The following is a 21,603-nucleotide window of genomic DNA, read 5'->3' as shown; positions in this document are numbered from 1 at the left end:
CTGTCCATGACTTCTGCGGAGATCGGGCAGAGCGAAGTCATCCTCAAGGTGGCGACCTCGCTGTTCTCCGCTTTGGGCTATGACGGCACCTCCACCCGCCAGATAGCCGACGCCGCCGGGCTGAACATCGCCACGGTCAACTACCACGTCGGCGGCAAACGCGACCTGTACCTGGCCGTGATGAAACGCGCCTACGTCGCCGAGCGCAGGGCGCTCGAACAGGCGCTGGCCGAAGTGTCGGCGATGAGCGACACGGTGGCCGGACTGCACGTGCTGGTCGACCGCTACCTCGACTTCAATGTGGCCAGCCCCGAGGTGCCCGCCCTGTGGATGCACCGGTGGCTGTCGGACGCCAGCGACGTGGGCGAACTGGAGAACCAGTACGCCCAGCCGCTCGTCGCGCTGATCGCCGACGCCCTCGACCCGGTGCACGCCGCCGGGCTGCTCGACCCCGACGTCGACCTGGAGCTGGCCATCCGCTCGGTCGTGTGGTGCGTGCACGGCTTCTGCAAGGGCGGCCTGCTCGACGCCGAAGGCGCACGCGTCTCGGGAGGCGACAGGCAGGCCCTGCAGCGTTTCAGGGCGCATCTGCACCTCATGGTGCACCGCACGCTCGGCCTGCCGGGACCGGTGCCCGCGTGAGCACCGTGCTCGGCGCCGGGCCCGACGAAGGGTCCGACGAAGGGTCCGGGGAAGGGCCCGGCGAAGGGCTCCGTGAAGGGCTCGGCCGGGGCAGGCTGCTCGGATACGGTGTCGGCTCGGTCGGCACCGGGGTGTTCTCGGCCGTGCCCGGCCTGTTGCTGCTGTACTACCTGACCGACGTGCTCGGAGTCGGCGCCGCGGCGGCCGGGCTGGTGCTGGTGCTGCCCAAGATCTGGGACGTGCTGCTCAATCCGATCGTCGGCGCCGCCAGTGACAGGGAGGCCGTGCGCACCGGGCGCAGGAGCAGGCTGCTGCTGGTCGGCGCGGTCGCGCTGCCCGTCTCGTTCGCCGCGATGTTCATGGCGCCGGGTGCGTGGTGGTCGGCCCTGGCGTTCCTGGTGGCGGCATCGGCGTTCGCGTGTTTCCAGGTGCCCTATGTCGCGCTTCCGGCTGAGATGGCGGGCGATGCCGCCGGCCGTACCCGGATCATGTCGTGGCGGATCGTGTGCCTGACCGTGGGCATCCTGGTCGCGGGCGGGCTGGCTCCGGCGCTCGTGGCGGGCGCGGGCGGGGGCCGGGGCGGCTATGCGGTCATGGGGGTGGTCGTCGGGGTGGTGATGGGGGCGGCGCTGCTGGTGGCGACGTACTCCACGCGCTGGGTGGCCTCACGGCCGGGGCCGAAGCCGCTCGGGCCGGTGGCCGCCTTCCGTATGGCTCGCGGCAACCGGCCGTTCTTCGCCCTGCTCGCGGCCTTCGTGATCCAGTCGCTGGGGGTGGCCGTGATGCTGGCCGGTGCGCCGTACGTGGCCGCCTACCGGCTCGGCGACTACGGGCTGACCTCGGCGATGTTCGTCTGCATGGTGGGGCCGAGCATGGCGGCCGTGCCGGTGTGGGCGGCGCTGGCGCGACGGCACGGGCTGGTCCGGTGCTACGTCGCCGCCACGGCCGGGTTCGCACTCGCCGCCGCGGCGCTGGTCGCGGCCGTCGGGGCCGGATCGGTCGCGGGTGTGCTCGCGCTCACCGGCGTCGTCGGGCTCTGCTACGCGGCGCTGCAGTTGCTGCCGCTCTCGCTGCTGCCCGAGACCGTGCACGCCGACACCGCCAGGACCGGCCATGCGCAGGCCGGGGCGTTCACCGGGTTGTGGACGGCGGGCGAGACGGCCGGGATGGCGATCGGGCCGGGCGTGTTCGCGGCCGTGCTGGCGCTCAGCGGCTTCGTCTCGGCCTCGTTCGACTCACCCGCCGCGCAGCCCGGCTCGGCGCTGACCGGGCTGACGCTCGGGTTCACCGCGTTGCCCGCGGCCCTCATGGCGGTCAGTGTGCCGCTCGTCCTGCTCTACTCACGCCTGGCCAAGGAGATGCGTTGAACCTGCCCGAGATCGGCCGCACGGTCGAGGACATCCTGGCCGAGGTGGCCGTGCTCAAGGCCGGCGACCTGCCCGTACGCGGCGGCAAGGTCACCGCGTACGTCTACGACACGGGCAGGCCCGAGGTGCACGACGCGGCGGCGCGGGCGTACTTCGAGATGCTGGAGGTCAACACGCTCGACCCGACGGCCTTTCCCAGTGTGGTCGAGATGGAGCGCCAGGTCGTCGGGGCGGTCGCCGAGCTGCTCGGCGGCGGGCACGGCATCTTCGCCAGCGGCGGCACCGAGTCGATCATGCTGGCGGTGAAGGCGGCCCGGGACACCGCCGGGCTCCCCGGCCGGGGCAACATCGTGGTGCCGGTCACCGCGCATCCCGCCTTCCACAAGGCGGCCCACTATCTCGGGCTCGACGTCAGGGCCGTGCCCGTCGACCTGGACAGCTTCAAGGTCGCGCCCTCGGCGATGGACGCGGCGATCGACGAGAACACGGTGCTGGTCGTGGTCTCGGCGCCTTCGTACCCGCAGGGCGTGCTCGACCCGGTGGCCGAGGTGGCCGCGCTGGCCGCCGCGCGTGGTGTGCCGTGCCATGTGGACGCGTGTGTCGGCGGGTGGCTGCTGCCGTGGCTGCGTGAGGCGGGCGCCGCCGTCGAGCCGTTCGACCTGTCGGTGCCCGGCGTCACGTCGATCTCCTGCGACCTGCACAAGTTCGGGTACTCGCCCAAGGGCGCCTCCGTCGTGCTGTTCGCCGATCCCGCGATGCGCAGGAAGGCCTACTTCGCCTCGGCGGCCTGGCCCGGCTACACGATCATCAATGCGACCGTGCAGAGCTCGAAGTCGGCGGGCCCGCTCGGCGGCGCCTGGGCGACGTTGCAGGCGCTCGGCCGCGACGGTTACGCCGAGCTCGGCCGGTCGGCCTGGCAGGCGGCGCTGCGGCTGCGCGAGGGCATCGAGAAGATCCCCGGGCTGCGGGTGCTGGGCGAGGCGGAGTCGTCGCTGGTGGCGTTCGCCGGGGACGACGTGGATGTGTTCGTCCTGTCGGACGAGGCCAGGCGGCGCGGCTGGTTCCTGCAGCCGCAGCTGTCCTATGCCGGTATTCCCGCCAACCTTCACATCACGGTCACCGGCGTCACCCTCGCCGGGGTGGAGGCCATGCTCGACGTCATCGCCGAGTCGGCCGACGCCGCCCGTGCGCAGGGTCCGGTCGAGCTGCCCGAAGGGCTGGCCGAGCTCATCGCCACGATCGACCTCGACGCCTTGGACGACGCGACGTTCGCCCAGCTCGCGGCCTCGGTCGGCATCGACCTGACCAGCAAGGACCAGCCCGAGATGGCGGTCGTCAACACCGTGCTCGACGCCATGCCCGCCGCCACGCGGGAGGCGATCCTGCTGAGGTTCCTGTCGGTGATCTACAGCGGCTGAGCCGGGAGCTGACGCCTGACCTCGGCCAGTGCGGCCCTGGCCGAGGCGGCGTCGTGCACACGGAAGACGCGGGCGCCCTGCAGCGCCGAGACGGCCAGGGTGGCCATCGTGCCCGCGTGGCGCGCCTCGACCGGCAGTCCGCCGAGCGTCTCGCCGACGAAGTCCTTGTTCGACACCGCGACCAGCACCGGCCAGCCGGTCGCCGTCATCTCGTCCAGGCGGCGGCTGACCTCGAGCGAGTGGAAGGTGTTCTTGCCGAAGTCGTGCGCGGGATCGATGAGGATCGCATCGCGTGCCACCCCCGCCGCCACCGCCCGCCCGGCCAGCTCCACCGTGTAGCCGATCACATCGGCCACCACGTCGGCGTAGGCGATGCGGTGCGGCCTGGTGCGCGGCCTGACCCGGCCCGCGTGCGCGCAGACCAGGCCGATGCCGTGCCTGGCGGCCACCTCGGCGAGCGCGGGATCGACGCCGCCCCACGTGTCGTTGAGCAGGTGCGCGCCCGCCTTGGCCACCACCTCGCCCACCTCGGCGCGCCAGGTGTCCACGCTGATCAGCAGATCGGGATGCCTGGACCTGACCGCCTCGACGAGATCGGCGACCCGGCGGATCTCCTCACGTGCGTCGACGTCGTCGCCCGGCCCGGCCTTGACGCCGCCGATGTCGACGATGTCGGCCCCGCCCTCGACGGCCCGGTCGACGGCCTCGATCGCGGCGTCGAAGCCGAACGTCCTGCCCTTGTCGTAGAAGGAGTCGGGCGTGCGGTTGACGACCGCCATCACCGCGAAGTCACCAGGCCCGAACTCCCGGCCGCCCAGGCGCAGAGTACTCATCACGACGAGCCTATCGGCCCGGCGGCCCAGTGCTTGCACGCGACACGCCCACTGTTATAGAACTCTCGACAGAGTTCTATAACAATAGGAGTGTGATCATGCGAGAGGCACTGCTGTACCGGAGCGCGCCCGCCTCCCCCGCGGGCCCGATGGACGATCCCGGGCCGCCGGGCAGGTTCGGCGAGTACGGCGGGCGCTACGCACCCGAGTCCCTGGTGCAGGCGTGCCACGAGGTGGCCGAGGCCTTCCGGCAGGCGTGGGCCGATCCCGGGTTCCGCGGCGACCTGACCCGGCTGCTCGCCGTGCACGCCGGACGGCCGACGCCGCTCACCCCCGCGCTGCGGCTGTCGCAGGAGCTGGGCGTACGGCTCCACCTCAAGCGCGAGGACCTCACACACACCGGGTCCCACAAGATCAACAATGTGCTGGGCCATGCCCTCCTCGCCACCCGGATGGGCAGGCGCAGGCTCATCGCCGAGACGGGGGCGGGCCAGCACGGCGTGGCGACCGCGACCGCCGCCGCACTGCTCGGGCTGGAGGCCACGGTGTTCATGGGCGAGCGCGACATCGAACGGCAGGCGCTGAACGTCTTCCGCATGCGCATGCTCGGCGCCGAGGTCGTCCCCGTGAGCGGCGGCAGCCGTACGCTCAAGGACGCCACCAGTGAGGCCATGCGGCACTGGGTGGGTGCGACCGGCGACGCCCACTACTGCATCGGCTCGGTCATCGGGCCGGATCCGTACCCGTGGATGGTCAGGCAGTTCCAGCGGGTCATCGGCGAGGAGGCGCGTGTGCAGTGCGCCGCCGAACTGCCCGCCGGTGTGCCCGACCACGTCGTCGCCTGCGTCGGCGGCGGCTCGAACGCGGCCGGGACGTTCGCCGGGTTCGCCGACACCTCCGCCCGGCTGCACGGCGTCGAGGCCTACGGCGGCGCGGGCGCCTCACGCGGCAGGCTCGGCGTCCTGCACGGGTGCCGCTCGCTGTTCCTGCAGGACGACGACGGGCAGATCACCGAGGCGCACAGCGTCGCCGCCGGGCTCGACTACCCCGGGATCGGCCCCGAGCACGCCCACCTGCGCGACCTGGGCCGCGCCGCCTACGTCACGGTGACCGACGAGGAGGCGATCGCCGCCGCCGTACGGCTCGCGCGCACCGAGGGCATCGTGCCCGCACTGGAGTCGGCGCACGCCCTGGCCTGGGTGATCCGCGCTGCGGGCGGCGGCGACCTGCCGCCGGGCTCGACGGTCCTGCTGACGCTGTCGGGCCGTGGGGACAAGGACCTGTCCACGTTGCGGAAGCTGTCGGATTCGAAGGAGATCCTGTGAGCGCCCACGCCCTGACCGCAGGCGCGGTCGAACGCCACCTGCGCACCCGCCGCGACGCGGGCCGCGCCCTGCTCATGCCCTACGTCACCGCGGGCATCGCTCCCGGCTGGACCGACCACCTGCGGGCGTTCGCCGACGCCGGGGCCGACGCCATCGAGGTCGGCCTGCCCTTCTCCGACCCCACCCTGGACGGCCTCACCATCCAGAAGGCGAGCGCGATGGCACTGGCCCGGGGGGCGAACACGCGGCGCATCCTGGCCGATCTGTCGCACCTGCCCGATCTGGGGGTGCCGCTGGTCGTCAGCACGTACTACAACCTGGTGCTGCACGACGGGCCCGAGGCGTTCTGCGCCGCGCTGCGTCAGGCGGGCGTGGGCGGCGTCATCGTGCCCGACCTGCCGGTGCACGAGGCGGGCGAGCTCACCGGCGTCGCCGCCCGCGCCGGGATCGAGCCCGCGCTGCTCGCCTCGCCCTCGACGCCGCAGGCCAGGCTGGCGGAGATCGCCGAGCACAGCCGGGGATTCGTGTACGCCGTTTCGCTCATGGGCACCACCGGCGAGCGGACCTCGCTCGGCTCGGCCGCCGCCGAGCTCGCCGGGCGGATCAGGCGCGTCACCGATCGGCCGCTCTTGCTAGGATTCGGGATTTCAACCCCGGACCAGGCCCGCGAGGCCGCTCGGCACGCCGACGGCGTGGTGGTCGGCGCCGCGGTCATGCGGCGGGTGCTCGACGGAGCCGGTCCAGGCGACCTCGGCGCCTTCCTCACGACCCTGCGCCAGGCCCTCGACCAGGAGTGTGACCGCCCACGATGACGCCAGACGCCGGGCACGAGGCGAGATACCGCGCCATCGCCGCCGACCTCGCCGCGAAGATCCGGTCCGGGCACTACGCCCCCGGCACGGCCCTGCCGCCGCAGCGTGAGCTGAGCGCCTCCTACGGCGTGACGCTCATGACGCTCCGCCAGGCCCTGCGCGAGCTCAGCGACGACAGGCTGATCGTGCAGCGGCCCGGCAAAGGCACCTTCGTCGCTCCCGCGCATCTGGCCTACCAGCTCGACTCCCTCCGCAGCCTGGTCGACGACCTGCGCGGCCAGGGCCACGACGTGCGCACCTCCGTGGCGGGCCTGGCCCTACGCCGGGCCCCCGCCGCCGTCGCCGCCGCCCTTCGCCTGCCGCCCGGCGACACCGCGCTGCGTCTTGAACGCGTGCGCGAGTTCGCCGGGCGTCCCGCCGTGCACCAGGTGTCCTGGGTACGGCGTCCGGCGGCCGACCGTATCCGCGAGCGCGACTTCACCACCGTCTCGCTGTACTCCGCGCTCGCCGACACCGGGGTGACCGTCGCCCAGGCCACCGAGGTCGTACGCCCCGCCCTGCTCGGCGCCGCCGCCGCCCGCCACCTGCACGAGCCCGCGGGCAGCCCCGTCCTGGTCAGCACCCGCGTCACCTACGCCCTCGACACCACCCCCGTGGTCTCCGACCACGCCACCATCCTCGGCAGCATGATGGAGATCCGCACCGAACGCGCGGCGACCGGGTTGTCGGTCATGTGGGGGGCGACGAGCTGAGCGGGCGGCGCCGTCGCCTCACTCGCACAGGGCCGTGTCCAAGGTGGTCAGGACGTGTTCGTGTGCGGTCTCGTCGCGGGGCAGGGAGGTGACGGCGATGGTGGCGGCGCGGCCGGTGGTGGTGGCGGCGTTGCGGGTCTCGTAGCCGTCGATGTCGCCGCCGTGGCCCCAGCCGTGACCGCCGCACGTCAGGGCGATCTTCGTCAGGCCGAGGCCGTACTCCCAGCCTTTGGGCAGGTCGGCGGAGGTGACGGTCTTCTTCATCTCGGCGAGCTGGGCCGGGCGCAGCAGTCTGCCGCCCAGCAGGGCGATCATGAAGCGGTTGAGGTCGCTCGGGGTGGCGACGAGCTGGCCCGCCGCCCAGCCCCACGACGGGTCCAGGACGGTGATGTCGACGCCCTGCGGCGTGTACCCCTTGGGATGCGGCTGCCGTATGGTCCTGACGCCGAGGCCCGGCCAGTACGTGTGCCTGAGGCCGGCCGGCCTGATGACGCGCCGGGTGAGCTCCTCGCCGAGCGGGCGGCCGGTGACCTTCTCCACCAGCAGGCCCGCGACGACGTACCCGGTGTTGCTGTACTCCCAGCCCTTGCCCGGCGGGAAGGAGGGGCGGTGGGCGAGTGCGATGTCGAGCAGGTCGCGGGGGCTGCGGTAGACGTCGCGCGTCTCCAGGGCGTCGGGGATGAAGCGGGTGTAGTTCGCCAGGCCGCTGGTGTGCTGCAGGAGCTGCCTGACGGTGATGTCCCGGCCGCCGGGGATCAGGCCGGGCAGGTACCTCTCGATCGGGGCGTCCAGCCGCACCTTTCCCTCGCCGGCCAGTTGCAGGACGACGGTGGCGGTGAAGGTCTTGGTGTTGCTGGCGATGCGGACGTACCCGTCGACCGGGACGCCGGGCCCGGCCGTGAGGTCGCGGGTACGGCCGCCGTCGTGCACCGAGGCGAGCGCCGCCGGGAACCCGTCCCGGGCCACCAGGTCCTCCAGCCTTCGCTGCACGGGATCGCCTGCCGGGGTCGTCAGAAGGGTTGCGGCAACCGCCGCCACCAGGACTGTGTGCATCATGCGTCCAGCATCGGCGAGAGCGGCTCCCCCCACGATCCCGCAGGCTGGCGTGTCGTGGAGCAGCAGGCTGTACTGCCTACTGCCTACTGCCTACGGCGAGCGGCGGACGGCCTGGAGGTAGCGGAGCACGGCCGTGACCCGGCGGTCGGCCCGGTCGTCGGGCGCCAGGCCGAGCTTGGCGAAGATGTTGCGGATGTGCTTGTGCACCGCGCCCGCCGTCACGACGAGCCGTTCGGCGATCGCCCCGTTGCCGTGCCCCTGGGCCATGAGGGCCAGCACGTCCAGCTCGCGAGGACTGAGCCGGTCGAGACCGCCGCCGGGCAGGCCCCGGGTGAGCAGGTGCGCGACGACGTCGGGATCGATCGCGGTGCCGCCGCCCGCCACCCGGCGCAACGCGCCGAGGAACTCCTCCACCCGCCCGACCCGCTCCTTGAGCAGGTACCCGAGCCCCGAACTGCCGTGCGCGAGGAGTTCGGTGGCGAAGGACTGCTCGACATGGGCCGACAGCACCAGCACGGCCAGCCCGGGCTGCCTGCGCCTGGCCTCGACGGCCGCCACGATCCCCTCGTCGGAGTGGCCCGGCGGCATGCGCACGTCGACGATCGCCACATCGGGCGCATGGTCCTGCACGGCGGCCAGGAATCCGGCCGGGTCGGCCGCGGTCGCGACGACGTCGAGCCCCTCGGCCCGCAGCAGCAGGGCCACCCCCTCCCGCAGCAGGGCGTCGTCCTCGGCGATCACGATCCGCATGGCAGCTCCACGGTGAGTGCGGTCGGCCCGCCCGGCGGGCTGGTCAGCAGGAAGGTCCCGTCGTGCGCCTGAACGCGGTGGCGGATCCCGGTCAGGCCGCTCCCGCCGCTCTCGTCCGCGCCGCCGTGCCCGTCGTCGGCGATCTCGACGCGCAGCCGCCCTCCGGCCAGGCCCACCGTGACCTCGGCGCGCCCGGCCCGGCTGTGCCTGGCGATGTTGGTGAGCGCCTCGGCGACGACGTAGTAGGCAGTGGCCTCGACCGACGCCGGGCCTCGCACACCCGGATCGGCCCGTACGCCGCAGGGCACGGGACAGGCGGCGGCCAGGCCGGACAGGGCGTCGGCGAGGCTGCGGTCGGCGAGCACCGGCGGCAGGATCGTCCTGACCACCTGTCTGAGCTCGGCGAGCGCCAGTTCGGTGGCGTCCTGCGCCCGCTCCAGCAGGCCGTCGGCCGCGCCGGGATCGCGTTCCAGGCCGCGGCGGGCCGCGCCGAGCAGGACGTTGACCGCGACGAGCCGGTTCTGCGTGCCGTCGTGCAGCGAACGTTCGATCCGGCGCAGCTCCACCGCGTGCGCGTCGAGCGCCGCCGCCCTGGTCGCGGTCAGCTCGGCGACACGCAGGGCGAGGTCGGCGCGGGGGTCGGGCGCCAGCAGCCGCCGCCCCGGCCAGGCCTGCAGCCGCGCCATCCCTGGTACGGCGAGCAGGATGACCACCATCCACACGAGGCTGAGCAGGCTGACGGCCAGGGCGGAGGGCACCGAGTCGACCGTCCACAGCCCCACGCCGCCGCTCGCCGCCTCCTCGGGCGGCAGCAGCCACCACCACAGCGGGTAGGTGGCGTCGCGCAGCACGTAGATCGGCAGCGTCATGGCCACCAGGCCGAGCAGCAGGCCGAGGCTCGCGTGCACGGCCACCCAGCCCAGCTCCCGCCGCGTGGCCCGCTCGGCGAGAGCCGTACGCAGCCGGCGGGGCACCGGACCCGGTGCGATGATCTCGGCGCCCCAGCGCGAGAGCCTGAGCCGCTCCCGGTCGGCGACCGCACGCAGGGCGCGCAGGCCGGCGGGAGCCACCGGCAGCCCGATGCCGAGCAGGCAGAGGGGCGCGAGCAGGAGCAGGCTCAGGAACGTCACGAGCGCCAGCAACGCCGTGCCGAGCCCCGCGACCAGATGGTCGAGGGCGTCCAGGGTGAGACGGGCGCGGGCCGGCACAGCTACAGCCTGCACCACCGGCGGCCCCGCCGAGCCACACCCGGCGGGGCCGCGACGATCAGCCGACCGGCCCGCCGAACCAGCGGGCGAGGTGTTCCTCCAGGTCCCGCTGCCCGTCGCCGACCCAGGCGACATGCCCGTCGGGGCGCATCAGGACGGCCGGAACGTCCACATCCGCCGTGGGATCGGCGAGACGATCGACCCGGTCGGCCCAGCCGTCCGTGCTCAGGCGTCCGGTGCGGTCGAGCAGCAGGCCGCGGCCGCGGTGCAGCAGGCCGTACAGGCGGCCCTGCTTCAGCTCGACGTCGGGCAGGCGGCGGCCGAGCAGGTCGTGCCCGTCGCCGAGGTCGTAGCGCACGCCGGTCGCGGTGATCTTCTCGATCAGGCGGCGGTTCACCTCGTCGATGTCCATCAGCTCGGTGAGCAGCCCGCGCAGGGCCCGCGCGCCCGGTTCGTCCGACGCCAGCTGCACCTGGGCGCGGGTGTTGTCCAGCACGTCGGCGGCGACCGGACGGCGTTCGGCGTGATAGGTGTCGAGCAGCGTGTCGGGCGCCCGGCCGCCGACCTGGGCGGCCAACTTCCAGCCGAGGTTGAAGGCGTCCTGTACGCCCAGGTTGAGGCCCTGCCCACCGGCCGGCGGATGGATGTGGGCCGCGTCCCCGGCCAGCAGCACCCGCCCGACCCGGTACCTCTCGGCCAGCCGGGTGGCGTCCCCGAATCGCGACAGCCACCGCGGGGAGTGCACGCCGAAGTCGGTGCCGGCCAGGGCGAGCAGCTGCTGCCGGAAATCCTCGATCGTGGGCGGTTCCGCACGGTCGCTCACCCCTGCGGCGGGGATCACGACGCGGTAGACGCCTTCGCCGAAGGGGCCGATCATGATGCGCCGGTCGGTCTCGCGCAGCTCGGCCGCCTTGGCGGCGATCTCGTCGTGCGGCACGCCCACGGCCATCTCGCCCATGAGCGTGTCGGTGCGCGAAGGCTCGCCGGGGAAGGCGACACCGAGCACCTTGCGCACCGTACTGCGGGCGCCGTCGCACCCGACCAGATAGCGCGTGCGCACCCTCTCCCCGTCGGCCAGTTCGACCGTCACGCCCTCGTCGTCCTGCTCGAATCCCGTCACCGCGCGGCCACGCACGACCTGGGCGCCCAGGCCGGTCGCATGCTCTTCGAGCAGGCGCTCGACGACCGGCTGCGGCAGGCCGAGCTGGTAGCCGTACGCGGGGTCCAGGCCGTCGGGCGCGGGCTTGGCGATCCCGGCGAACACGCCGCCGACCGGCCGCCGCCTTCCGCCTTCGAGCAGGCGCTCCAGCAGTCCGCGCATCGCCATCAGCTCAAGGCTGCGGATGTGCAGGCTGACGATCCGGACGAACGAGACGGGCTCGCTCTCCTTCTCCACCACGAGTACCCGTACGCCGTGCAGCCGCAACTCGGCGGCCAGCATCGCACCGGTCGGCCCGCACCCGGCGATGATCACATCGAAGTCGAGGGGCGGGCGTCCGTCGGTGAACTGCTCTGCATGCATAGGTGTTGCCTTTCGGGAGTGCCTTGGTCATCGAGGCGCTCCCGGCGACACCTACGTCATTCGCCCAGCCGTGACGGAAAGAGGGAGCACCCACATCGCAACAACGTTCATGGGTCTCACCTCCTAGGCCAACGCCACGGTCTCCCGCAACCTACAGGCCGGGCCTCACGCGGTCCACTGCTTTTCCCACCCGTGGGGCCGGCCCGCCCAGAGGGAAATACACCAAACCCCGCCCTCATCCCCATACCAGGAAATCTGCCGAAAAGTCGCACTCAGACAGCGATAGGACAAGATCGCTTGAGCCCATCGACAGGGCGGCCGGGCGCACGTATTGTACGGGTGCGCGGTGACGCAAATCGGGGCTGACCTGCACAGATGGGGGACCCTGATGGTCGCGGCCTGCCTCGAGATCCACATGATCAATGTCAGCCACGGCGACTCCGTCATGATCATCAATCGCGACCTCGACGAGGTCAAGAAGAAGATCGACGCCGTCACGCCGACCCTGACGAACAAGCCGACCGAACCGATCGACTACGTGCCCTACGCCATCCGCGAGAAGGTACCCCTGCACGGCACCGTCAAGTACTGCCTGCTGGTCGACGGCGGTGACGACTTCGTCGGCTCGGACGTGGCCTGGATGCTGCACCACCACGGCGTCGCGGACATCACCAAGCCCAGCTCCAAGCCGATCCCCAACTTCTACGTGATGATCAGCCACTTCCACGACGACCACGAGCAGGGCCTGCGCCAGGTCTTCCGGGAGCCGGTCGGGCCGAAGCCCGACACCGGGATCCATCCGACCAAGACCCGCTGGGTGCCCGAGCGCATCTACTCCAGCCCCCGCGTGCACCCGCGCAATCCGAAGAACCGCAGCATCCCCCACTTCTGGGACGCCCTGGACAAGACGCTGGTGCTGAAGGCCAAGCACATCGAGATCGCCGAAGGCGGCATCGCCGTACCCAAGGGGACCAAGAAGCACAAGATCCTCACGACCACCAAGAGCACGACCAAGACGCCGCACTCCTTCAACCTGGGCACCGGGATCGACGACATCCCGATCACGATCACGATGGTGGCGGCGGGCGCCGCGGTCTGGCAGAAGGACAGCGGCACCATCGAACCCGTCCCCTCGAAGGTGAAACGCAAGACCGCGGACGGCAAGAAGCTCTGGGACGAGAACGACCGCTCGCTCTGCTTCGTCCTGGAGTACGGCTCCTTCCGCTACTTCCACGGCGGGGACATCGCCGGTGACGGCGGCCTGGCGGGCGGCAACACCGACGTCAAGGCGCAGATGGGTACGGCCAAGCACGTCTCCTCCACCGAGCACGGCGATGTCGAGAGCCTGCTCGGGCCCGCCCTGGAGATGGCACTGAGCAAGCAGAAGTGGAAGGCGGGCAAGGACTACTTCCCGAGCGCCGGGCACTGCACGGTGATGAAGGCCAGCCATCACGGCAGCGCCTCCAGCGGCGACACCTACTTCCTGGCCTCGGTGCGGCCGAAGCTCGTGATCATCTCCTGCGGCCCCAGGCTGGTCCACCACGGCCATCCGACCCCGCAGTCGATGTACCGCTTCGACGCCGAGTCCAACGCCTCTTGGAACGTTCAAGGCGGCGGCACCACGCCCAACACCGTCGAGGCCATCTACGTCACCGAGGTCACCGACACCTACCCGGTGAAGAACAAGACGACCAAGAAGATCTCCGCGAAGAAGTTCACGATGGTGCTCGCCGACGAGGCGACGGCGGCCGGCGACATCGTGGTCCGCCCGATCGACCAGTCGATCGCCGACGTCCGCGCGGCGGCGGCGTCGGGCACCGCCACCCTCGACGTCCAGGTGTACGGCACGGGCTACCTGACCCCGTACCTGACCGACGGCACCAAGATCCGGCCCATCGACAAGAACGACACCAGCGGCACCTCCTACTACCCCGTCGGTCCGACCACCCACCAGCTGCACGGATAAGGGGCGCGGATGCTCACTCCCGAGTGGAAGAACGGCGCCTGGTACGTCAAGGGCGGCCTCAGCAGGGCCGCGACCGACAACGCGCGGCTCGGCACGAAGTTGTTCCGGGTCGGCCCGCACTGGGTCGCCTTCGACGACGCCTTCGCCATCCCGCTGATGCAGGCGGTCTACGACCCGCTGTTCGTGTCCGTGGCGGCCAGGCGCGACTATCTCCATCTGGGCTACGTCCAGCTGGCCCAGGTGAAGTTCAACGGGACGCCGATCCCGCCGTGGGTGTTCGCGCCGCGCCTGAAGGACCGCGCGCCCTATGTGATCAACGACAAGACCCACCAGTTCATCGACATGATGGGCCCGGCCGACCTGCGTCTGGGCCGGATCACCGACCCGTTCTACGCCTTCAACGGCGTCCTGCGCGACTTCGTCGAGGAGCACGCCGACTTCTACCAGTACCCCAGGCCGAACGGGACGCTGCTTCGCCGTACGGCGCCGCCGAAGGAGACGAGTTCGCCGCCGACCGGCGTCCCGCCCGCCAACGAGTCGGCCTACGCGACGATCCTGGCCGAGGTCTGCGCCGAGCTGATCACTCCGGCCGACATCCGGACGATGCTGGAGGAGCAGCCGGTCTTCACCACGGTCAAGGGCCCGCTGACGGACGAGCCGTACCGGATCGTGATCAGGGAGCTGGAGCTCACCCCGGCCGTGACCGGCACGCCGGAGGACCTGGCCACCAACGGCGTCCCCGACGGGACGGTGGGGGTGCGGGTCGTGGGCGAGTACGTCCTGCTGACGCTGGCCGACCACGAGGACCTCGGGCCGACGCTGGTGGTGCCCTCGCTCACCCGCACCAGCGCCGAGGATCCCATCGACGTGTACTGGCTCTCGGCCTTCGACCTGGAGGCCACGCAGGGCCGGGCGGTGATCGAGATGCTCAACCGGGTCGCGGCCTACCAGATCGCCGCCAAGACCGCCACGAACCTCGCTCCCGCCAAGGTCACCGAGCGCGGGCACGGCGGGCTCGACCGGCCGCCGTACCAGCTGAGTCCCGACGCGTTCGCGGTCGAGATCGTCTACACGACCGTGCTCGCCGGGAAACCGGCGCAGCGGACCCGCCGGAGCTATCTGACCGCCCTGTCGGCGTTCAGGTGGAGTGTGCTCATGCAGTACAGGTCCAACAGCCGGACCCTGGACCTGTCGGCCATCAGGGCTCCGCAGGAGGACACCTCGGCGGTCTCGCTCGATGCGATCGGGTGGCGGATCACCCAGCTGGCGACCAAACCGGAGTACCGGAGCACGACCGTCGACACCTCCTACTTCACGATGGCCGCCGTGCGCCGCGACGCGTTCGCCGCCGACCGGGGACTGCGGTACGTGGTGGCGGACGCCAAGGACGCCACGGCCGACGACGCCGTCGGCTACGTGGCCGAGAGCTGAGGACCTGATGACCGAGCCCGTGGCCGAAGCACGCCCTGTCGTCACCGTCACCTTCGAGGACGGCCGTCTCGTGATCGCCTGGAGCGGCGTCACGGGCGCCTTCCAGTACCGGGTGCTCGTGCGTGACGCCGAGGGCAGGTTCGTCGACCAGAGCGACGCCGACACCTCGCCGCACGTGTGCGCCTTCACCCCCGTGCACGGCGCCGTGTACACGGCCACGGTGACGCCCGTCGGGCAGCCGAGCGACCCGGTGCGCTTCACCGTGCCGTTCGACACCGCCGAGGTCCTCGCCCAGCTGCGCGAACGCCTGGAGGCCGCGCGTACGGCGGGCGAGGAGGGCGCCTTCGTCTATGTGTTCGGCGCCGACGTCGTCGGCCGTGACACCGTCATCGCCGCCCACACGCTCACCGCGCCGGCCGCCTCGCTGCTCACGCCCACCACGCTCACCCTCACCGGGACCTCGGCCGCGATCACCGAGGCCGAGGGCACGACGGCCGAGGTGGTGTTCACGGTCGAGGACGGCGTCGTCGAGGCGGTCTGGACGGCCGTGCCGCCCGATGGCCACCTGCTCGCCGACACCTATCCGGACCTGCCGGAGTCCTTCGACTACTACGGCCTGCGCGAGCAGGTCTTCACCCTGGGCACGAAGGACGGCCTCGCCTTCCATGCCGACCTGCCGGTGCCGCCCGACCTGTGGCCGGACCCGGACGACGCGCCGGGCGTGCGGCTCGGCGGGCCGATCGCCGACGACGGCACGTTCAGCTGGACCGCGTCCGACGCCCTGGCGCCCGTCACCGTCAACCGCATCGGCGCGCCGCCGCTCGTGCTGACCTCCGGCCTGGCCACGCTCACCGACAGGGGCGCCACGATCACCGGGTCGGTCCGGCTCGACCGGCCCGAGGAGCAGCTGCCCGGCGGGCCCGTCGTGGTCGTCGGCACGGCCGACCTGCCGACACCGGTGAGTGTGGGCCCCGCCCTGCGCGTCTCCGACGTGCCGCCGGGCGCGGCGGCGGCCGTGCTCGGGCTGTGCGGGCTCGACGGTGTCGCCGCCCGGCTGCCGGGTGTGCTGCTCGACCTGCTCGGCGTGCGCGTGCGCGACCTGTCGATCGGCCCTTCGCCGCGCGACGCGGACTCGATCACCACGGTGACCGTCGACTTCGGCGACGGCTCGGTGAACCTAGCGCCCGGGATCGAGCTCGCCGATTTCCACGTCACGGCCGAACTGCACAACAGCCTCGGGTACGAGCCGGGCGGCGCGGTCGTGGTCGGCGGAACGCTCCATCTCGGCGGCACGCCGTACACGGTCACCGCGGGCGCCTTCAGCGACAGGCCGTGGACGATCGAGATCGTCGGTGACATCACCCCTGACGCGATCGCCGGCGTGGCGGGCACCGATGTGGCGGGCCTGTCGGCGATCCTGCCGATGGACCTCGACGCCGGGATCGCCGTGCTCGCCGCCTCGGTCACCGTCGACCCGGCCGAGCTCGAACTGCGCGAGGTCGCGTTCACGATCGGCCAGACCCGCGACTGGAACGCCGGGCCGTTCAGCCTGCGCGGCTGGAGCGTGCGGGTCGACCTTGAGGCCGACACCGGATGGTCGCCGCGTGCCACCGTGCACGGGACGGTGTCGATCGCCGGGGTGGACGCCGAGGTCTACATGACCGCGCCGCTGGACGAGGGCGAGATGTGGTCGGTGTGCCTGGCTCCGGGCAGCCGTGTGCACCTGCCGAGCCTGTCCGGCCTGCTCGGCATGCTGGGCACGCCGCCGCCGCTGCCCTCGGCGCTCGCCACCCTGGGCGATCTCGACATCACCGCCCTTGAGCTGAGCTTCGACCCCGGCGCGCTCACCGTGACCAGGTTCGCCGTCGGCATCGAGCAGGCGGGCTCGTGGGTGGTGGTCGACGGCGGCCTGACGGTGGAGGACGTCACCGCCTACCTCGGCTTCGACAGCGAGGACGGCGTTTCGGGACGGATCGGCGGCACCGCGGTCGTCGGCGGCGAGCGCGTGGACGCCTCCCTGTCCAAGAACATCGACGAGGGCTGGCTGGTACGGGCGGCGTACGCCGAGGTCGTGCACGTGCCGGGGCTCGCCGACCTGGACGACTGGCTGGACCACGAGCACGTCGCGGGCGGGCTGCCCGCGCACCTGCCGCTCGCGCACGGCTTCGACCTGGCCGATGTGTGGGCCGAGTTCGACGGCGACGGCGTGTACCGGGGGTTCGGGTTCAGCTTCTACGCCGAGGACCTGTGGACGGTCGTCGAGGGCATGCTGTCGCTGACCCAGGTCGGCGCGGACGTCGCCCTCACCACACCGGTCTCGGCCGACACGGTCATCGCCGACGTCAGCGGCGTGCTCACCCTGGGCGGCGTGCGCATCGGCGTGCGGGCGAGCACGCCGGGCGACGGGCGCTGGAGGTTCACCGGGCAGTTGCTCGACGGGCTCGTCATCGACGTGGTCGGCGCGCTCACCGGCCTGTCGCAGGCGGCCGGGTTCGCCCTTCCCGCCGACGCCAGGAGCTTCGGGCTGCCCGAGAAGATCGACATCATCGCGGCCGAGGTCAGCGTCGTGCCGGACGACGGAGTCTTCCACTTCGCCGGGCTGGCCGGGTTCGAGCGCTGGGAGTTCGGCTTCGGCGGCGCGACGCTCGCCATCCTGGGCTTCGGCGCACGGATCGACGTGGCGGGCGAGGACGAGCCGCTGACCGCCGCGCTGACCGGCGTGTTCTCCTTCGCCGGGATCACCTCCGACGTCACCGTCGCACTCGGCCGGGCCACGACGCCGACGATCGTCACCGGCCACGCCTCGAACGCCGCCCAGGTCGACCTGGCCGCCATCACCGGCATCGGCTCCGGCTCCGGCTCCGGCTCCGCCTTCGCCGAGGTGACGCCCGCCGACCTCACGCTGGGCGCGTTCGCCGAGGTCGCCTACTGGCTGGACCTGACCGGCAGGCGCTTCCTGGTCACCGGCTCGATCGAGTACGGCCGGCCCGAGGCGCCCGTGCGCGCCCAGGCGCTGGTGCACTGCGCGCAGGCGGGCGGGCGCTGGAGCTACGTGGTCGCACTCGGTCTCGGCGACGGCTTCCTGTTCGCCGACCTGGTCCCCGCGCTGGGTGTCGTCGACGGCGTGCTGCGTGTGCGGGCGGCCCGTGTGATCGTGTGCGACCTGCCCGTCGGCAACACGCTCGGCGCGACAACGGCGAGCGTCGGGACGGCGCTGGCGGAGCTGGGCGTACCCGCGGCCGACTCGCCGCTGTCCGGCCTGGCCACCATGGACGCCGCCGAGCTGGAGACCGGCTTCTACGCGGTCGCCGAACTCGACCTCACCGCCGGGCTCGCCGCCCACATCGCCGACATCGGCGCCTCCCCACCCGCCGACATCCTGCTGTACGCGCTGGTGCAGGCCGAACGCAGCGTCTTCGGCGCCGTCCTCCCGAACATCACCGTCATCCAGGACAAGATCGCCTTCACCGACGTACGGCTGCGCTACACGACCGAGGCCGACGACACGCTCACGCTGTCGGCCACGGCCGTACTGGCCGGGATCTTCCCCTCCGACTACAGCTTCGCCATCGACCTGGCGATCACCGGCAGCGGGCTGACCTCCAGCGTCACACCGAGCGACGACACCTACGCCAATCCGTTCGGCCTGCCCGGCATCACGCTGTCCGCGCTCGAACTGGCCGTCGCCTACACCTGGCGGCCGGTCACGACCTCCTCCTTCGCACTGTGCGGGCAGGTGAGCATCGGCGGGGTGCGCAGCCGTGCGGCCGTCGCGGTGGTGGACGGGCAGGCGTCGCTGTTCTCGCTGGCGCTGGCCGACGACCTGTCGATCGGCGCCTTCTTCACCCAGTGCGTGCCCGGGGCGAGCTGGCCTGGCGAGTTCGTGGAGATCACCTTCCTGCGCGGCAGCCGCCTCACCTATGCCGCGGCCGCCACCTCCTACGAGGGCCTGCCGGTGCCCGCCGGGTTCGCGCTCAGCGCCAGGGTACGGCTGACGCTGATCACGACGCTGGAGCTGGACACGGTCGTCACCGTCGTGCAGAGCGGCGGGCGCTACGCCGGAGTGGTGGCGCGGCTGGCGCTGACCGGGCCGCTCGACCTCGGCGTGATCCAGCTGACCGGGCCGCCCGCACTCATGATCGACACGACCCAGGACCTGCTCCGGCTCACGACCGGGCTGAGCTTCCTCGGCGCGCCGTTCGGCACCGCGGGGGTGAGCGTGCGCAAGGGCGGCGGCGGCTCGACCGTGTACGGCGCGAGCATCACCGCCGCCGGGAGGCTCGATCCGTTCGGCACGCTGAGCTGCTCGTTCACCTATGTCGACCACGGCGCCGACCGGCCGGGCGAGTTCCGCGTCGAGGACTGGCCGCTGTTCGAGTGGCCGCGCGAGCTCGTGGACTTCATGCAGGTCATCCGCTCGCTGTCCGATCTGAACAAGGGCTGCGGGGAGCTCGCCGATCTCGTCACGCGCGTGCTGTACAGCACGAAGTGGAAGCTGAAGCCCAGTGTCAGCCTCGCCGGCGCCGATCTGGTCTTCGCCCTGACCGGCTCCTACGAGCTGTACGTCCTGTCGGCCGACGATCCGTTCCTGACCGTCACGCTGGCGCCGTTCTCGGTGCGCGTTCCGGCCACCGTGTCCTGGGCCGATCTGCCGGAGGCGCTGGCCGAGGGGATCGGGAACGCCGCCGCCGACATCGTGCGCGACCTGCTGGCCGATCCCGAGGCGATCGCCGTACTGGTCGGGGTGGTCGCCGGGCAGGAGGCGCTGGCCGCCGGGATGCAGCTCGTCTGCCAGGGGCTGGTCGACGCCGCCGTCGCGGCCGCGGCGTCGGCGGCGCGTGGCGCGGTGACGGCGGCGGGCAGCGCCGTGGCCGTCACGGCCGCCGCGCTGACCACGGCGGTGACCGCCGCCCTGCGCGACCACGACTCGGGCGGAGGCGGAGGCTCGTCGGGCGGGGGCGGCTCATCGGGCGGCGGTGGGTCGTCGGGCGGGGGCGGCTCGTCAGGTGGCGGCGGCTCGTCGGGCGGCGGTGGCACGACGACTCCCGCCCCCGAGGCGCCCGTGCTCACCGGCTTCGCCTTCGACGGGACCCGCTTCACGGCCACCTGGAACCCCTCGCGCTACGCCGCCGGGTACACCTTCGAGGTCCTGGCCCCCGACGGCCGTGTGCTGGGCTCGGCCCATGCCGACTTCGCCCTCGACGCGTACGTCAGCGCCGTGCCCGACCTGCCCGGAACCTACCGGGGCAGGGTGCGCGGGGTACGCGGCGGCGAGGTGAGCGGCTGGGTCGAACGCACGCTGGTGAAGACCGCTCCCCCGCACCCGAGCGTCGACTACGCCGAGCCTGACCTGGTCATCACCTGGCAGAACCCGATCGGCGCCGGCAGGCCCGACGGCTACGTCCTCACGGTGACCGCCGAGGGCGACAGCCCCGTCGAGATCCCCCTGGCCGCCGACGCGACGCAGGCGCGCTTCCCGGTCCAGCCGATGCTCGCGACCACCTACGCGGTGCGCATGCGTGCGCTGCGCGCGGCCGAGCTGCCCGGCGACTGGGGCGGCCCGATCATGATCGAGGTGGAGCCGCCCGTGCCGTCGATCGTGCCCAGGCGGCTGGCCGTCTCCGACGACGGCACCCATGTCGTCTTCACCTGGGACCGGGTCGACGGCTTCAACCAGTACATCCTGCGCTTCCTCGACGCCTCCGGCGGGCAGGTCATGATCGTCGAGACCAATCGCACGACGGCGACGTACGACTCCGCGTCCTGGAACCCCGGCACCGGTGTGGTCGCCCAGGTGTCGACCTCGCACGAGGAGCTGGCGCCCGAGTGGTCGGCCGCCATCGAACTGCCGATCTACCTGGTCGTGCACGCCACCGATCCGAAGATCACTCCCGTCACGCGCGACACCATGGGCCAGTACCCCGCCGCCGAAGGCTGGTGCGTCGTCCCCCGCGCCACCTCCGGCGCGCTGGCGGCCGTCGCCCGCCTGACCGGGCTGCTGCGCCTGCACGGCATCCTGCACGACCCGTACGCGACCATCGCCGACGGCGCCGCCCTCGTCACCTGGGAGGACACCTCCGACGCCCGTCCCGTCGTCGTCTGGCAGGCCATGCGCAAGCTCATCAGCGTGCTGGTCGCCTACCGCGTGCTGCCCGGCAACGCCTTCACCGACGTCGCCGCCGACCTGCGCTCCGCACGCGCCCTGCAGGAGTGGGGAGGCTGGCAACTCCTGCTCGCCCTCGGCGTCCCCGTGGGCGGCGAGTGCACGACGGAGTCCGGGCGCTGCGGGGACGTCGTGTACGGCGTGACCGACGACCGCGTGAGCGAGGTGTACGCCGCCTCACCGGAGAGCGGCTGGCTACCGCTGCCGAACGCGGACGTCGCCTCCCGCGTCCTGCTGCAACACGTGGCCGACGTCCTGCGCGACCTGAACCTGATCGGGGCCGACGAGGCGCAGTCACTCTTCCCCTGAGACTCTCGGCCCGGCTGGACGGCGATTTTTCTGTATTTCCTATCGATTA

14 protein-coding genes are annotated in these 21,603 nt (G+C 72.2%); 9 read left to right on the top strand and 5 right to left on the bottom strand.

All coding sequences use genetic code 11. The features are described 5' to 3' along the window. Positions 1-6 precede the first annotated feature (6 nt). The 3 genes from ACTWNK_RS18655 to ACTWNK_RS18645 are packed head-to-tail and all read left to right on the top strand — an operon-like array spanning position 7 to position 3,427. A complete protein-coding gene (locus ACTWNK_RS18655; protein ID WP_474305395.1) occupies positions 7-642 on the top strand; it encodes a TetR/AcrR family transcriptional regulator in 636 nt (211 codons plus the stop codon). Further along, entirely contained in the window at positions 639-2,009 is a 1,371-nt protein-coding gene (locus ACTWNK_RS18650; protein WP_474305393.1) for an MFS transporter, read from the top strand. Before ACTWNK_RS18655 ends, ACTWNK_RS18650 begins: the two co-directional genes overlap by 4 nt. After that, positions 2,006-3,427 carry a pyridoxal phosphate-dependent decarboxylase family protein gene (locus ACTWNK_RS18645; protein WP_474305391.1) on the top strand — a complete coding sequence of 474 codons (1,422 nt, stop codon included), beginning with the start codon at positions 2,006-2,008 and terminating at the stop codon, positions 3,425-3,427. Before ACTWNK_RS18650 ends, ACTWNK_RS18645 begins: the two co-directional genes overlap by 4 nt. On the opposite strand, the gene folP is transcribed toward ACTWNK_RS18645, so the two are convergent. Next, positions 3,415-4,260: a dihydropteroate synthase gene (folP, locus tag ACTWNK_RS18640; RefSeq protein WP_474305389.1), complete on the bottom strand. Its 846-nt coding sequence runs from the start codon at positions 4,258-4,260 to the stop codon at positions 3,415-3,417. The two genes, ACTWNK_RS18645 and folP, sit on opposite strands and share 13 nt — an antisense overlap. A 98-nt stretch (positions 4,261-4,358) precedes the next feature. On the opposite strand from folP, the gene trpB reads away from it, so the two are divergent. From trpB to ACTWNK_RS18625, 3 genes are read left to right on the top strand one after another with little or no spacing between them, the layout of a single operon-like run. Next, positions 4,359-5,585 (top strand): tryptophan synthase subunit beta, encoded by a 1,227-nt coding sequence (trpB, locus tag ACTWNK_RS18635; RefSeq protein WP_474305387.1) that lies wholly within the window; start codon positions 4,359-4,361, stop codon positions 5,583-5,585. Continuing rightward, a complete protein-coding gene (trpA, locus tag ACTWNK_RS18630; protein ID WP_474305385.1) occupies positions 5,582-6,397 on the top strand; it encodes a tryptophan synthase subunit alpha in 816 nt (271 codons plus the stop codon). The genes trpB and trpA overlap by 4 nt, the downstream gene beginning before the upstream one ends. Further along, positions 6,394-7,149, top strand: coding sequence for a GntR family transcriptional regulator (locus ACTWNK_RS18625; protein ID WP_474305383.1), 756 nt, complete (start codon positions 6,394-6,396; stop codon positions 7,147-7,149). The genes trpA and ACTWNK_RS18625 overlap by 4 nt, the downstream gene beginning before the upstream one ends. 18 nt (positions 7,150-7,167) lie before the next feature. Here the strand turns inward: ACTWNK_RS18625 and ACTWNK_RS18620 are convergent, their stop codons facing one another. From ACTWNK_RS18620 to ACTWNK_RS18605, 4 genes are all read right to left on the bottom strand, one after another. Continuing rightward, complete coding sequence (locus tag ACTWNK_RS18620; protein WP_474305381.1) at positions 7,168-8,205, bottom strand: serine hydrolase domain-containing protein; 1,038 nt, start codon at positions 8,203-8,205, stop codon at positions 7,168-7,170. A gap of 90 nt (positions 8,206-8,295) precedes the next feature. Further along, positions 8,296-8,955, bottom strand: a complete 660-nt coding sequence (locus ACTWNK_RS18615; protein WP_474305379.1) for a response regulator transcription factor — start codon at positions 8,953-8,955, stop codon at positions 8,296-8,298. Beyond that, entirely contained in the window at positions 8,943-10,163 is a 1,221-nt protein-coding gene (locus ACTWNK_RS18610) for a sensor histidine kinase (RefSeq protein WP_474305377.1), read from the bottom strand. The genes ACTWNK_RS18615 and ACTWNK_RS18610 overlap by 13 nt, the downstream gene beginning before the upstream one ends. A 58-nt stretch (positions 10,164-10,221) precedes the next feature. Then, the gene (locus ACTWNK_RS18605) at positions 10,222-11,685 is read right to left on the bottom strand and encodes an FAD-dependent monooxygenase (RefSeq protein ID WP_474305375.1); all 1,464 of its coding nucleotides are present in this window, start codon (positions 11,683-11,685) and stop codon (positions 10,222-10,224) included. 415 nt (positions 11,686-12,100) lie between these two features. Here ACTWNK_RS18605 and ACTWNK_RS18600 point away from each other — a divergent pair, with 415 nt between their 5' ends. The 3 genes from ACTWNK_RS18600 to ACTWNK_RS18590 are packed head-to-tail and all read left to right on the top strand — an operon-like array spanning position 12,101 to position 21,554. Then, positions 12,101-13,651: a ComEC/Rec2 family competence protein gene (locus ACTWNK_RS18600; protein WP_474305373.1), complete on the top strand. Its 1,551-nt coding sequence runs from the start codon at positions 12,101-12,103 to the stop codon at positions 13,649-13,651. A 9-nt stretch (positions 13,652-13,660) separates the two neighbouring features. Continuing rightward, positions 13,661-15,082 carry a hypothetical protein gene (locus ACTWNK_RS18595; protein WP_474305371.1) on the top strand — a complete coding sequence of 474 codons (1,422 nt, stop codon included), beginning with the start codon at positions 13,661-13,663 and terminating at the stop codon, positions 15,080-15,082. A 7-nt stretch (positions 15,083-15,089) separates the two neighbouring features. Continuing rightward, positions 15,090-21,554, top strand: coding sequence for a hypothetical protein (locus ACTWNK_RS18590; protein ID WP_474305369.1), 6,465 nt, complete (start codon positions 15,090-15,092; stop codon positions 21,552-21,554). Positions 21,555-21,603 lie beyond the last annotated feature (49 nt).

Source organism: Nonomuraea sp. IBHARD001, assembly GCF_056106265.1.
Note: the sequence above shows the minus strand (reverse complement) of the source record. Positions and strands in the feature narration are given on the sequence as shown.